Source organism: Arcobacter sp. YIC-80, from assembly GCF_044841725.1.
Taxonomy (GTDB): Bacteria; Campylobacterota; Campylobacteria; order Campylobacterales; family Arcobacteraceae; genus Arcobacter_B.
In genome coordinates this window covers 1-13,555 of record NZ_JBJBSI010000004.1, presented here as the reverse complement: position 1 = coordinate 13,555, position 13,555 = coordinate 1, and the positions used below count along the sequence as shown (strand labels likewise).

Annotated in this window: 14 protein-coding genes; 7 read left to right on the top strand and 7 right to left on the bottom strand. The window is 26.7% G+C overall.

The window, feature by feature from the left end; translation table 11 throughout:
* Window positions 1–93 precede the first annotated feature (93 nt).
* Together ACH5BK_RS07095 and ACH5BK_RS07090 are read right to left on the bottom strand one after the other, a co-directional pair.
* Window positions 94–1,077: a type IV pili methyl-accepting chemotaxis transducer N-terminal domain-containing protein gene (locus ACH5BK_RS07095; RefSeq protein WP_404305860.1), complete on the bottom strand. Its 984-nt coding sequence runs from the start codon at window positions 1,075–1,077 to the stop codon at window positions 94–96.
* Window positions 1,074–1,739, bottom strand: a complete 666-nt coding sequence (locus ACH5BK_RS07090) for a Crp/Fnr family transcriptional regulator (protein WP_404305858.1) — start codon at window positions 1,737–1,739, stop codon at window positions 1,074–1,076. The genes ACH5BK_RS07095 and ACH5BK_RS07090 overlap by 4 nt, the downstream gene beginning before the upstream one ends.
* An 87-nt stretch (window positions 1,740–1,826) precedes the next feature.
* Between ACH5BK_RS07090 and ACH5BK_RS07085 the strand changes: the two genes are divergently transcribed.
* Window positions 1,827–2,744 (top strand): glycosyl transferase, encoded by a 918-nt coding sequence (locus ACH5BK_RS07085; protein WP_404305856.1) that lies wholly within the window; start codon window positions 1,827–1,829, stop codon window positions 2,742–2,744.
* A 61-nt stretch (window positions 2,745–2,805) separates the two neighbouring features.
* Entirely contained in the window at window positions 2,806–3,777 is a 972-nt protein-coding gene (gene moaA / locus ACH5BK_RS07080; protein ID WP_404305855.1) for a GTP 3',8-cyclase MoaA, read from the top strand.
* Window positions 3,778–3,782: 5 nt separating this feature from the next.
* Here the strand turns inward: moaA and ACH5BK_RS07075 are convergent, their stop codons facing one another.
* Entirely contained in the window at window positions 3,783–6,098 is a 2,316-nt protein-coding gene (locus ACH5BK_RS07075; RefSeq protein ID WP_404305853.1) for an EAL domain-containing protein, read from the bottom strand.
* Between the two features lie 208 nt (window positions 6,099–6,306).
* Here ACH5BK_RS07075 and ACH5BK_RS07070 point away from each other — a divergent pair, with 208 nt between their 5' ends.
* The 5 genes from ACH5BK_RS07070 to ACH5BK_RS07050 all read left to right on the top strand — a co-directional run bounded on the left by ACH5BK_RS07070 (window position 6,307) and on the right by ACH5BK_RS07050 (window position 9,971).
* Window positions 6,307–7,458, top strand: coding sequence for a 5-(carboxyamino)imidazole ribonucleotide synthase (locus ACH5BK_RS07070; protein ID WP_404305851.1), 1,152 nt, complete (start codon window positions 6,307–6,309; stop codon window positions 7,456–7,458).
* Window positions 7,455–7,982: a 5-(carboxyamino)imidazole ribonucleotide mutase gene (gene purE / locus ACH5BK_RS07065; RefSeq protein ID WP_404305849.1), complete on the top strand. Its 528-nt coding sequence runs from the start codon at window positions 7,455–7,457 to the stop codon at window positions 7,980–7,982. The genes ACH5BK_RS07070 and purE overlap by 4 nt, the downstream gene beginning before the upstream one ends.
* Before the next feature lie 103 nt (window positions 7,983–8,085).
* Window positions 8,086–8,358: a 30S ribosomal protein S15 gene (rpsO, locus tag ACH5BK_RS07060; RefSeq protein WP_404305847.1), complete on the top strand. Its 273-nt coding sequence runs from the start codon at window positions 8,086–8,088 to the stop codon at window positions 8,356–8,358.
* Between the two features lie 168 nt (window positions 8,359–8,526).
* Entirely contained in the window at window positions 8,527–8,928 is a 402-nt protein-coding gene (locus ACH5BK_RS07055; RefSeq protein ID WP_404305845.1) for an RrF2 family transcriptional regulator, read from the top strand.
* A complete protein-coding gene (locus ACH5BK_RS07050) occupies window positions 8,925–9,971 on the top strand; it encodes a DHH family phosphoesterase (protein WP_404305843.1) in 1,047 nt (348 codons plus the stop codon). The genes ACH5BK_RS07055 and ACH5BK_RS07050 overlap by 4 nt, the downstream gene beginning before the upstream one ends.
* 3 nt (window positions 9,972–9,974) lie before the next feature.
* Here ACH5BK_RS07050 and ACH5BK_RS07045 read toward each other — a convergent pair whose 3' ends face one another.
* The 4 genes from ACH5BK_RS07045 to ACH5BK_RS07030 all read right to left on the bottom strand — a co-directional run bounded on the left by ACH5BK_RS07045 (window position 9,975) and on the right by ACH5BK_RS07030 (window position 13,427).
* Complete coding sequence (locus ACH5BK_RS07045; protein ID WP_404305841.1) at window positions 9,975–10,349, bottom strand: NifB/NifX family molybdenum-iron cluster-binding protein; 375 nt, start codon at window positions 10,347–10,349, stop codon at window positions 9,975–9,977.
* 207 nt (window positions 10,350–10,556) lie between these two features.
* Window positions 10,557–11,690, bottom strand: a complete 1,134-nt coding sequence (cydB, locus tag ACH5BK_RS07040) for a cytochrome d ubiquinol oxidase subunit II (RefSeq protein ID WP_404305839.1) — start codon at window positions 11,688–11,690, stop codon at window positions 10,557–10,559.
* Window position 11,691: 1 nt separating this feature from the next.
* Entirely contained in the window at window positions 11,692–13,218 is a 1,527-nt protein-coding gene (locus ACH5BK_RS07035; protein WP_404305837.1) for a cytochrome ubiquinol oxidase subunit I, read from the bottom strand.
* Entirely contained in the window at window positions 13,218–13,427 is a 210-nt protein-coding gene (locus ACH5BK_RS07030; RefSeq protein WP_404305835.1) for a DUF4492 domain-containing protein, read from the bottom strand. Before ACH5BK_RS07030 ends, ACH5BK_RS07035 begins: the two co-directional genes overlap by 1 nt.
* Window positions 13,428–13,555 lie beyond the last annotated feature (128 nt).

Here is a 13,555-nt window from a genome sequence, read left to right as displayed (position 1 = left end):
AGTTTATTTTTTAAAGTATACAAAAATATACCTTATAAGAATATAGTATATTAAATTAGTAGAGATTAAAATCTTTTTTTTCTGTAAAACTCATTAAGCTTGAGTTTTACAGTTATTAATTAGAGAATCTAATTGTTTTTTTAAGTCTTGAAGTTTTTTTGATGAATTAATCAGTTCTTCTTGAGATTCTATAACCATATCTTCACTTTTATTTAATTGTTGTGAAGATATATTTGTATTATTATTTAATTCATCCAGGATCTCATCAAATTCTGCTGTGATTTCTTCTAGTTTTTTAGAAGCACTAGTTGAGTATTCAACTGCTGAATTAACCTTGTTTATGAAACAATTTATTGTATCTGTTGCTTCTATAATCTCTTCTTCTGCTTCTATTCTTATAGGTTCTAAGGGTTGAGTTCCTGAAGTTTCTACAAGTTTTTTTGAATACTCTAAGAATTTTCTAGCATTTTCTTCCATTGCTTTTAACTGAATAATACTATAGATAATTAAGAATATAATAGTAAAAGCAAAAAAGTATTGCATGTATTTAATATATTCTGTTTTACTTTCAGTATATATAGTATACATAGATACTAATCTATCTACTTCTTCTAAAAGTTTATTATTAGTTTCATAAACAGTGTTTACAATATTTTTCAATTCTTTTTCATTAGATTGATTTCTTATTAATAAAAGTTCTTTAAATCTGTTTATATTATTATAAAAACTGTTCCATAAAATTTCAACTTTTGATATTTGTTCTGCAATTTTATCTGTAGGAGCTTTAAATATTCCAATTAAGTTATTACCATCTTTTAAAGAATTTAAATTATAAATAAACTCTAAAGTTGCACTATCAAGTTCAGAAAAGGAGTAATCTTTATTATGATATAAATAAAAGATATTTTTAGAAATTCTTTGAGTAAGCATTCTTTCTTTTCCTGCAATATTTATTACTAGGGCATCTTTTTTATTTTTACTACTTAAATATGTAGTTGTTGCTATAATTATTGTCATTAGAAAAATAAATAAAATACCTATAATTCTAATTTTCCTACCTATTGTATTTTGATTCATACTCCTACTCCTCTGAAAGTTGATATTAGTTCTTCTTCATTTATTATTTTGACATTTCCACTTACTATTTCAATAGTATTATTTCTAACAAGCCTTTTAAGAACTCTTGAGAGTGTCTCTGGTTGAATATGTAACATAAAAGATACTTCTTGTCTTTTTAGTTTATTAAACATTTCAAGATCTTGATTTAACATAAATGCAACCTTTGCTGTTGCGTCAAATACTAGTTCTCTATTTACAATACATTGTAATTGATGAGTTTTATCCAATAGTATTTCCATTAAATCCATTGTAAGAATATTTTTTGATAGAAAAAGTTCTTGAAATTTTTCAAAGTCAATTGATAATACAGTTGAATCTTCTGTAAATTCTGCATTTGAAAAACAGTAAATCTCATCACTTCTTAAAGAACTAAGTTCTGAAATCATACTATTTTCATAAACATGATATAAGAAAATCTCATTATCAAACTTATCAATTTTATATATTTTAATCAGACCTTTTACTAAAAAAAGTAAACTATTAGAGGTATCACTTTCATAGTATAAAATGGAATCTTTTGGGTAATTGATTACATTTGATATAGATGCAATTTCATCTATTTGTTCTTTATTTAAACTATTAAAAAAACTTATTTTTGAAATGGTTTCTTGTATAGGCAAGTGTGTCCTTTTAATTTGTTATCTTTAAGCTATTGTATATTATCCTACAACAAAAATAAATTAAATGAACTATTTATAAGGTATAAAATGAGTTTTAAAAAGTATATAAAAGCAGTTGGGACAGGTCCTAAAGGAAATAGAGAATTAAATGAAGATGAAATAGTTGATGCAATAAAATTAATATTAAATAGAGATGTTACAGATGCTCAAATTGGTGCTTTTTTAGTTGCATGGAGAACAAAATTTGAAACTATTGGTGAGTTAAAGGGAACAGTTAAAGCTCTTAAATCTTTTATGAATCCAAAAAAAATTGAAGATTCTATGGAGCTTGGTTACTCTTTTGATGGAAGAGTTAAGAATCCATTTTTATTTCCTTTGTATGATGAAATATTAGAAAAGTTTTATGAAAACAATAAAGATATAAGAAAACTTAATTTAGTTATTTCAGGTGATTATGTTCAACCAGCAAAAAATGGACTAACAACTAAAGAAATTTTTGAAAATCTTGACCTAGGTCGATTTTTATTCTACTTTAATAGGATAGAATACTTAAATAAGTTGAGTGATTTAACAACTTTAAGACATGAGTTAGGCCTTAGAACAGCATTTAATACTGTTGAAAAACTTTTAAATCCAGGGGTAAGTGAATATGGTGTTACTACAGCATTTCATAAACCTTATGTACAAAAATACTTAGATATTTTTGAAGATGATTTTAAAGAAGTTATTGTAGTAAAAGCTAGTGAAGGTAGTCCAGAAGTTTTTAAAGATGGAAAATTTTGGAAAAAAACTAATGATGAAATTATAGAAACTTCATTTTCTTTAAAAGATTATGGTGTTTTATATAAAAAAGAGTTTGATAAAATCACTTTAAATGAGGCATTAAATATTGTTAAAAACCCAGATGATGAAATAATGCAATTGGCAAAGTTTAATATTGCATTATATTTAGTTTTTGCTAATAGAGTAACTTCTTTATCTGAAGCTTGGGAAAGGTTAAATTAATTTTACCTTTTTAAGGGAAATTATATTATGCTTCAAATAGACAAATGAATAGGATAAGAAAATGTTAATTGATGGATTTGGAAGAAAAGTAGATTATTTAAGAGTATCTGTAACTGAAAGATGTAATTTTAGATGTCAGTACTGTATGCCTGAAAAGCCTTTTTCATGGGTTCCTAAAGAGAATTTATTATCTTATGAAGATTTATTTAAGTTCATTAAAGTTGCAATTGATGAGGGAATAAAAAAAGTTAGAATTACAGGTGGTGAGCCTCTTTTAAGAGAAGGTTTAGATGAATTTATAAAAATGGTTTATGATTATAAAAATGATATAGATTTAGCTTTAACAACAAATGGTTTTCTACTTCCAAAAGTTGCACAAAAATTAAAAGATGCAGGTCTAAAAAGAATAAACGTGTCTTTAGATTCTTTAAAACCAGATGTAGCTGCAAAAATTGCACAAAAAAATGTTCTTGAAACAGTTTTAAAAGGAATTCAAGCTGCCCATGACGCAGGTCTGAAAATAAAAATAAATTGTGTTCCTATTAAAGGGATTAATGATGAGGATGTTCTTGAAGTATTAGATTTTTGTAAACAAAAAGGTTATCCTGTGAGGTTTATAGAGTTTATGGAAAATCACCATGCAAAAGATGGAGCTAAAGGTTTAAATTCAGATGAGATAAAACAAAGAGTTTCTAAAAAATATGAAAACTTTGAAATAGTTCCAAGAGATACTAGTTCTCCTGCTCAATATTATAAATTAGAAGATGGATATGAATTTGGTATTATTGAACCACATAAAGATGATTTTTGTGCAGCATGTAATAGAATTAGATTAACAGCTGAGGGGTATTTAATTCCATGTTTATATTTTGAAGATGCAATGAGTATAAAAGATGCTGTTAGAGCAAATAAAATTGATGAAGCAGCAGCAATACTAAAAAAAGTTTTAGAAAACAAACCTGAAAAAAATAAATGGTCAGTTCAAGATGACAATGAAGTATCATCAAGAGCCTTTTATCAAACAGGTGGTTGATTATCTTAGAAGAGTCTTTTAGGCTCTCCTAAATAATAACCTTGAGAATAATCAATTCCTAATTCTTTTATTTTTTCTAAAATCTCTTTATTTCCTACAAATTCTGCTACTGTTTTAATTTTTTGTTTTTTGGCAAATACTATAATAGATTCAACTACATGAATACTGTATTCATCTGTTAAAATATTTTTTATTAAAGAACCATCTATTTTTAAAATATCTGGTTGAAATTGAAGTAGCCGTTCATAATTTGAATAACCACTACCAAAATCATCAATAGCAATAGTAACTCCTGCTTTAATCTTACTTTTAAGAATAAACTCTCTTACTAGATTGAAATCTTTTACTTCTTCATCTTCTAAAAGCTCAAAAGTTACTCTTCCATAGTTTTCTTTTTTAGAAACTAATTTCCAAAGTTGTTCCCTTACTTTTAAATTTTCAATATCTGATGAAGATAGATTGATTGTTATATCTTTATTTGTGTGCTTTAAAGCTTGAAATGAGTTTTCAATAACGTGTTCAGTAATATCAGAATAATAACCTGTTTTTTTAGCAATATCCAAAAATTGGAAAGGAGATAAGACATTTCCTTTTTTATCAATTAGTCTAATAAGAGATTCATATTTTTCAATTTCATTAGTATTATTGTTAACAATTGGTTGAAAGAAAGAAATAAAACTTCCTTCTTTTGCTAAAGCATCTTTTATCATACCAATATTTTTTAATTTATTTCTAGCTTCAATCTGCGCTCTTTTATGGAAATTTTTTGCATTTATTATAGGGATTTTATATTTTAGAGCATACTGAATAGCTAAATAAGCATCATCTAAAATATGATGGCTTTCTTTAGAATAACTAATACAAATATCAACATCATAATTTGTATCCATAAAAGATATACCTATTTCTTTGAATTTATTTATTACTTCTTTCATTGATTCTTGAATAAAGTCATCATCTAAGTCTTCATTTTTTAAAAAACCAAATAATCCATTATTTAAATTATAAACCTTTTTTAAATCAAAAAAACTTGGGAAATAGTCTAATATTATTTGTGCAAATTCATACTCAAATGTATGCATTAAAGTTTCCGAGTAAAACTCTTTAAATAACTCATAATTTGCTATTTGTAAAAAAATAAGAGTAGGTTTTTCTAAATAAGATAAATCAGCAATTAATTGTTTTTTAGGATTCATAACATCTGTAATATCATGTCTTATTCCAATAATCTCTTTGATATTTCCATCTATATCTATAATAGGAGAAATAGTTGCATCTACATAATATGTAGTTCCTTCTCTACTTAAATTTTTAATAATACCTTTAAATGTTTTATGTTGTTTTATTTGAGACCAAAGTTCTTCATAAACTTTTTTAGGCATATCGGGATGTCTTACTACATTGTGAGATTTTCCTATTAAATACTCTTGAGAAAAACCACTTATTTTACAAAAGTTATCATTTACTTGTGTAATAATACCTCTTGGGTCAGTTTTACTAACAATATCACTTTCATTTAAGACTCTTTTATATTCATTTAATTCTTTTGCTTGTTCAGCAATAGTATCAATATATTCTGCTTGCGAAATATGTAAGTCTGCTTTAAGAAGAATCTCTTCTGTTAAAAATGGCTTTTTCATAAAATCTATAGCCCCATTTTTTATAACGTAAGCATATTTTTGTCTATCTTCTGTGCTTGATAAAACAATTACAGGAATAGATTTTGTTTTAGGATCTTTTTTTATGATTTCAAGTAATTGTATTCCAGAAACTTTTGGCATTTCTATGTCTAAAAAAATTAAATTTATTTTATGGTTATTCTCTAAAAAGTTTATTGCTTCTTGACCATTATTTACAGTTGATACTTTGTAATTTTTAGTTTCTAAAATTGTTTTTATAGATTTTCTTACAAAAGATGAATCATCAACTACTAAAACTTCTTTTTCTTTGTTTTTTGTAAGATTAGTAATAACTTTATGTAAATCTTTTACTAAAAGTCTCAAAGGCACATCTTTTGAAAAGTAATCAATTACTCCATTCTCAAAAAGATGATTTCTTCTTTGTATATCATTGTTTGCTGTTAGTACAATAATTTTAGAATTTCTTTCTTTTATTGTTAGTTCTAAGACTAGTTCATCACCTTCTCCATCTGGTAGTATTAAATCCAAAAGTATATAGTCAATATCATTATTTTGTTTTAATATTTGTTTTGCTTCTTTGATAGTAAAAGCTTGTATAATTTCGAAATTTGGAGCTCTAAGTAGAGCTAAAAGTGCATTACTATAAGTAATTGAGTCTTCAATTATTAATATTTTAGTCATGAAATTTAAAGCCTTTTTTAAGTTTATATAATTATATCAAAAAATATTTAATTATTTTAATATAATTAAAAAAAATAATTAATAACACTAAAAATAATGCAAAAGAATAATCATAGATAAATTTAGATATAATCACGAATATATTGTTTGATTAAGTTTATCAATTTAGATTTTATATAATTAGATTTATAATAAAAAAGAGGGAAGAATGACTAAAGATTTTAACTATTCTAATTTAAAATTAGGAATTATTGGTGGTGGACAACTTGGTAAAATCATGGCAGTAAAAGCTAAAAAAATGGGTTTTCATGTAACAATACTTGACCCAACATTAGATTGTCCTGCTGCACAGGTTTCTGATAAACAAATTGTTGGAGGTTTTTTTGATAAAGAAAAACTTGAACAAATTGTAAAAGATAGTGATGTTACTACATTTGAATTAGAACATGTTGATACATCAGTTCTTAAAAAACTTTATGATGAGGATAATAACATTCACCCATCACCTTATTTAATCGAGTTAATTCAAGATAAATTTAAACAAAAAGAGTTTTTAGATAAAAAAGGTATTCCTGTACCAAAATATAAAAATGTACAAACTCCTGCTGATTTAGAAAGTTTTGGTTTACCAATTATTCAAAAAGCAAGAAAAGGTGGATATGATGGTAAAGGTGTTGCTTTATTAAAAGACAAAGAAGATTTAGTAAATGCACTTCCTGGTGAAACTTTTATTGAAGAGTTAGTTGATATTAAAAAAGAGTTAGCTGTTATGGTTTCAAGAAATATTGAAGGTCAAATTGCTTGTTATCCTGTAGTAGAAATGCTATTTGATGATAGAGTAAATATTTGTGATATTGTAATTGCACCTGCAAAAATTGATGAAAAAATCAATGAAGCAGCAAGACAAATGGCCATTGATTCAATTGAAGCTTTAGATGGAGTTGGTATTTTTGGTGTTGAGCTTTTCTTAACAAATAATGATGAACTTTTAGTAAATGAAATTGCTCCAAGACCTCATAACTCAGGTCACTATACAGTTGAAGCCTGTGCTACTTCGCAGTTTGAACAAATCATTAGAGCTGTTACAAACTTACCTTTAGGTTCAACAAAATTAATTACACCTGCTGCAATGGTAAATTTATTAGGAGAAGAAGGTTTTACAGGTGAACCTGTAATCGAAGGTATTCATGATGCCTTAGAAATTGATGGTTTATCTTTTCACTTTTATTCTAAAAAAGAAACAAAACCATTTAGAAAAATGGGACATATCACGGTTTTAGATGATAGTGTTGATGGGGCTTTAGAAAAAGTAGAAAAAGCAAAAGAAATTTTAAAAATTAAAGGGAGCAAAAAAGTATGAGTAAAAAACCATTAGTTGGGATTATTATGGGGAGTGATTCAGACTTACCTGTAATGCAAGATGCAGCAAAAATGTTAGAGTTTTTTGGAATTGAGTATGAATTAACAATCGTTTCAGCACATAGAACACCAGAGAAACTTTTTGAGTATTCTAAAAAAGCAGAGAAAAGAGGATTAAGAGCTATTATTGCAGGAGCTGGTGGAGCTGCTCACTTACCTGGTATGGTTGCATCATTAACAGCTTTACCTGTTATTGGTGTTCCTGTTAAAACTTCTTCTTTAAGTGGATTAGATTCATTATTATCAATTGTTCAAATGCCAGGAGGAGTTCCTGTATCAACAGTTGCTATTAATAATTCTAAAAATGCAGGAATCTTAGCTGCACAAACTATTGGAGTAAAATCTAAAGAAGTAAGAAAGAAAATCTCAGAGTATAAAAAACAAATGAGAGATGAAGTTGAAACTAAAGCTGTTAAGCTTGAAGATATCAAATATGAAAAATATTTAAAAGAAATGGGAAAATAAATCCCAATTCTTTTAAAATTAAACTAAGTTTAAATTAAACTAAGTATAATTCGCGACCACTTTAATTTTGAAGTGAAATAAATATACCTATTAGGAGGTCATGATGGCTTTAGATCAGGACGTAAAAGCAAGTATTGTAGCAAAATATGCAAAAAAAGAAGGTGATACAGGTTCAGCGCAAGTTCAAATTGCAATTTTAACAGAGCAAATCAAAGTATTAACTGAGCACTTAAAAATCAACAAAAAAGATCACTCTTCAAGATTAGGTCTTTTAAAAATGGTTGGAAAAAGAAAAAGATTATTAAAATACTTAAAAGCTAAATCTTACACTGAATTTACTGAATTAGTAGCTTCATTAGGAATTAGAGCTAAGTAATTAGACTACTTAATAAATTTTAAAAAAGGTCACAAGTTAGCTTGTGACCTTTTTTTTGGTCTTTTCTAAACTAAAAGAAATATTAATTATCATTTTTAATACTTCACAATAACTTATCTTAACCATACTTCATGTAAAATACAAATAATAAAAAATATCGGGACAAAAATGTTATTAACAAAAAAAAGTGAATATGCATTACTTTCTTTGATTTCAATTGCAAAAAGTGAAAATCCAAAGAATGTAGATGTATTATCAAAAGAATTAGACATTTCAAAATCATTTTTAGCAAAGATTATGCAAAACCTTGCAAAACATGATATTGTAGTATCTCATAGGGGAGTAAATGGCGGATTTGCTCTTAAAAAAGCATGGGATGAAATTACAATATTAGAAATAACAACAGCAGCAGAAGAGAAAATACCATCAGTTTTTGAATGTGCACCATCAATAGATAGCTGCCCAAGCCATAAAGGTATGTTATGTACAATTTGGCCTCTTCTAAATAACTTACAATCAAAAGTCAATGGCTTTTTAGAAGATTTAACTCTAAAAGATATTGCTTCATGAAACTATTTCATATTTCACATAATGATTTAGATGGTTATGGCTGTCATTTAGTTACAAAAGAGTATTTTAAAGAAGGTTTTTTTTACAATGCTAATTATGGTTTAGAAGTTAAATTATGTATTAAAAAAGTTTTAGAGCAAATAAAAGAGTTTAAAAATGAAGAGATTTTATTTTTAATTAGTGATTTAAATCTAACATTTCAAGAGTCAAAAGATTTAGATAAAGATGTAGAAAAGTTAATAGAAGATGGTTTTAATATAAAACTTCAACTTTTAGATCATCATGCAACAGGACAAAAAAGTGCTGATAAGTTTCATTGGTATTATTTAGATACAAGTAGATGTGCTACAAGAATTGTATATGATTATATGTTTGAAGAGTATGATGGTTTTATTTGTGATACAAGTGCTTGGATGAAGCCTTTAGTAGATGCGATAAATGCCATTGATATTTGGCTAGAAGATCAACATAAAAACTTTGAATTTGGAAAAGTTCTAATGTCTATGGTTACTAAAGCAAGAGAGATAAATAACGTACTTTTTGCTGATTTAAATAGAGAATATAGAATTTTTTTACTTAAAAAAGCAATTGATTTTATAAATGAAAAAGACGGAAATATCAAGCTTGATAATCAAGTACATTTTTTCAAAAAAGAGTTTTTAAGACTTGATAAAAGTGATGATACTTTAGATAATCTAAGTGCAAAATATTTAGTAAAAACTCTTGCAGATGTAAAAGAGAATCTTACAGTTACTTATAATGGACATAAAGGTTTATTAACATACTGTCTAGGTTCTATCTCAATTCCAGCAAATGCTTTTTTAAAGGCTAATCCTGATTATGATTTCTTTATTGATATTGGAAGAAAAGGAAATGCTTCATTTAGAGCAGATGGAAAAGTAGATGTTTCACTTATGGCTCAAAAATTAGCAAATGGTGGAGGTCATGTAAATGCTTCTGGTGCTAAGTTTGATACTTTTAAAGAAACAATACATTATGAAGAAGTTAAAAACTTCTTACAGCAAAGACTAGATAAACTCTAGTCTTTAATGTGAAGAATGTTTATGAGAGTTTTTATGCTTTTTGATAATCTCTTTTATTTGTTCTTCTTTAAGTTTTTGTAGTGATTGGTCATTTATTTTATTTATTAGTTCTTCACTTGTGATTCTTTCATCTCCTGCATAAAAAATCTCTATATTAGTCTTTTTGATTTTTTCATAAGGTGAACTTCCCATCTCTTTTATAACTATTTTATCTACATTTTTTGATATAAACCAATCAATAAGTTTTGAACCTGAATTTAATTCATTTTTTTCGATTTGTAAACTTTTACCATCATAAAAAGCAAAATATTTTGCTTTACCAAATAGTGGGGAAATAGCACTATCTTTTTTATTTGTTTTTAGTGGAAATACTATCATTTGTTTTATCCTTTATATTTTCTTTATTTAAATTTTGAACTACATTTATCACTATAATTATAAAAAGGAAGTAGACAAATCCTTTTTTCATAGCCTTTATCATTTGTTATTCCTTAATATTTTTCAATGATAATTTATAAGCTATATATATAATCAAAGGCCATGAACAAAGCCATATAATTGAACTTAAATATTCCATATATACTCCTAATAATTATGGGCATGAGGATCTTCTATCTCCTCTTTTGTGATTTTTACTTTATCCATTTGATACCAAACATAAGTAATATATGCTATTACAAAAGGTACCATCAAAGATACATAAGACATAGTTGTAAGTGTATAGTGACTACCTGAACTATTTTGAATAGTAAGGGAACTTTGTAAGTCAAAAATAGATGGGTAATATGCTGTATTATTAAAACCTACGTTTAAAAATAGTGCCATAACAGTTAAAACTATTCCTACTCCTCCTGTTTTAATACAGCAAGTCATATTAAAGTGAATAGTTGCAACAACAGCTATTACAACCATCAAAATCCCTAAAATAAAAAGAGCAAAAACAACAGGCATTTCTAAAAAGTTTATTAAGTATTTATATTTTTCTAAATAAACTAAACCTTCATTATTGTAAGCAAAACCTTCTTTTGTAAATAATATAAAAAGAAAAATTGAAAAGAAAACTAAAAAAATAGGCATATTTATTTTTATACTTTTTATAGCTCTATCTCGAATAATATCATTATTAATATTGTTGATAAAATACAAAGCTCCTGAGATTCTAACTAAGAAGAATAGTGCAAAACCTAGACTTAGATTAAAAGGATTTGTTAAGGCTTCTAAGCCTCTTAAACTTGTATGCCAATGGGAAAAATTGTTTTCATCTACACTAAAAGCTGAACCTGAAAAAAATGTAGCAATAGCAACACCTAATAAAATAACACCTAAACTTCCATTTATAAATAAAAAGCTTTCATATACTTTTTGCCCTAAAAAGTTTTGAGGTTTTTTTCTATATTCATAAGAAACAGCTTGAATAATAAAACAAAATAAAATTGCCATCCAAACCCAATAAGCCCCACCAAAACTAGTAGAGTAAAACAAAGGAAAAGCTGCAAATAAAGCCCCACCAAATAAAACAAGTGTTGTAAATCCAAGTTCCCATTTTCTACCAAGTGAGTTTACAAGCATAGTTTTTAGGGTTTCATCACCTTTTGATATACTACCAAATAATGTTTGCCCACCTTGCACAAACATAATAAATCCAAAAATTCCACCAAGTAGTGAAATTATAATCCACCAGTATTGTTGTAGTTGTAATAGTGTAAGTTCTTCAAACATTTTAGTGACCTCCATTTGGACCAATTGAAATCTGTTTTAACATGATTTTTATCTCAGCTATTAAAAGTGCAGTAAATAAAAAGGCAAACATATAAAATGTAATTTTTACATTTGTAGATGAAATATCAGTTGCTGCAATACCAACAGGCATTAAGTCTTGAATTGCCCAAGGTTGACGTCCAACTTCTGCTACAATCCATCCTGCCTCACTTGCTATATATCCTAAAGGTATAGAAGCAACAGCACTTATAAGTAGCCATTTATATTGCATAATATCTTTTTTTAGAACAAAAAATAAAAGTAAAGCAAATAAAGCTAAGAACCAAGAACCAAGAGCTACCATAATATGAAAAGCATAAAAAGTAATACCCACAGGAGGTACAATGTCTTCTGGTTTATCAAGGTGTCCATAACCAAAGTATTTTATATTTTCATTTAGTATTTTTTCATATTTTGCCATAGCAATTAAGTCATTATTCTTTTTTGCTTCTTTATAGTTTTTTAAAGCTTGAATAGCTATTTTACCTTGAGCCATTTTTTGTGAAGTTGGTATAAGATTATACTTTTCATTTCCATAAACTAAATCTTTAAGTCCAGGAACAAAAGCATGAATATTATGATATCCAAGAAGTGATAGGGCATAAGGAGCTTCTATTTCAAAAAGAAAAGTATCTTCATCATTTGTAAGAGTTTTTTTAGGATTTAAAATACCAACAGCAACTATTCCTGCATCTGCTTTTCCTTCATAAAGACCTTCCATTGCTGCAAGTTTAACTGGTTGTTTAAGGGCTACTTGATGGGCTGATTCATCTCCATTTAATATAATGAAAATAGATGAAATTAAACCAAAAGTAGCTCCAATTATCATAGACTTTTTAGCAAACTCTATTTCTCTTTTTTTAAGTAAATACCAAGCTGAAATACCTACTACAAATAATGAAGCTACTATATAACCACTAGAAATAGTATGTAAAAACTTTGAGATAGCAACAGGAGAGAATAAAACTTCCCAAAAGTTATTCATCTCATTTCTTACTGTATCTGGATTAAAAGTCATTCCTATGGGGTATTGCATCCAACCATTTGCTACTAAAATCCATAAGGCACTAAGATTTGAACCAATTGCTACTAACCAAGTTGATAGTAAGTGAAAACCTTTAGATACTTTATCCCAGCCAAAGAACATAACAGCAAAAAAAGTTGACTCCATAAAGAAAGCTAAAATTCCCTCTACTGCTAAAGGTGCTCCAAATATATCTCCTACAAACCAAGAGTAATTTGCCCAGTTTGTACCAAACTCAAATTCCATTATAATTCCAGTAGCAACACCAATAGCAAAATTTATGGCAAAAAGTGTCATCCAAAATTTTGTAGTTTTTTTCCAAAATTCATTATTTGTTTTTACATATATTGTTTCCATAATAGCAATAATAAAACCAAGACCTAAAGTCAGTGGTACAAATAACCAGTGATATATTGCAGTTAGTGCGAATTGGGCTCTGGACCAGTCAACTAAATGCTCTTCCATTATTTATCCTTTGTAATATTTTTATATACAAAATCTATTTTTCTTTCTTGTGTTTTGTATGTATTTTTAAAGTTATCATCATAAATAAAAAATTTAAGAAATACTAAGATAATGAGCAGTTTTACAAATATTAATTTCCAAAGAGTTTTTCCTACTTTTAAGTTTTTAAAACCTTCAATATACATGTTTAAAAAGTTTTTTAATAACATTAACTAATTATCCTTTCATAATTTATACTTATAATATGAAATGATAAATCAATAAATATTAAAAAACCATAAAATAGTTATAAGTAAAACTTATTAAAAATGAATTTTTTATAAATTGTTATTTATTT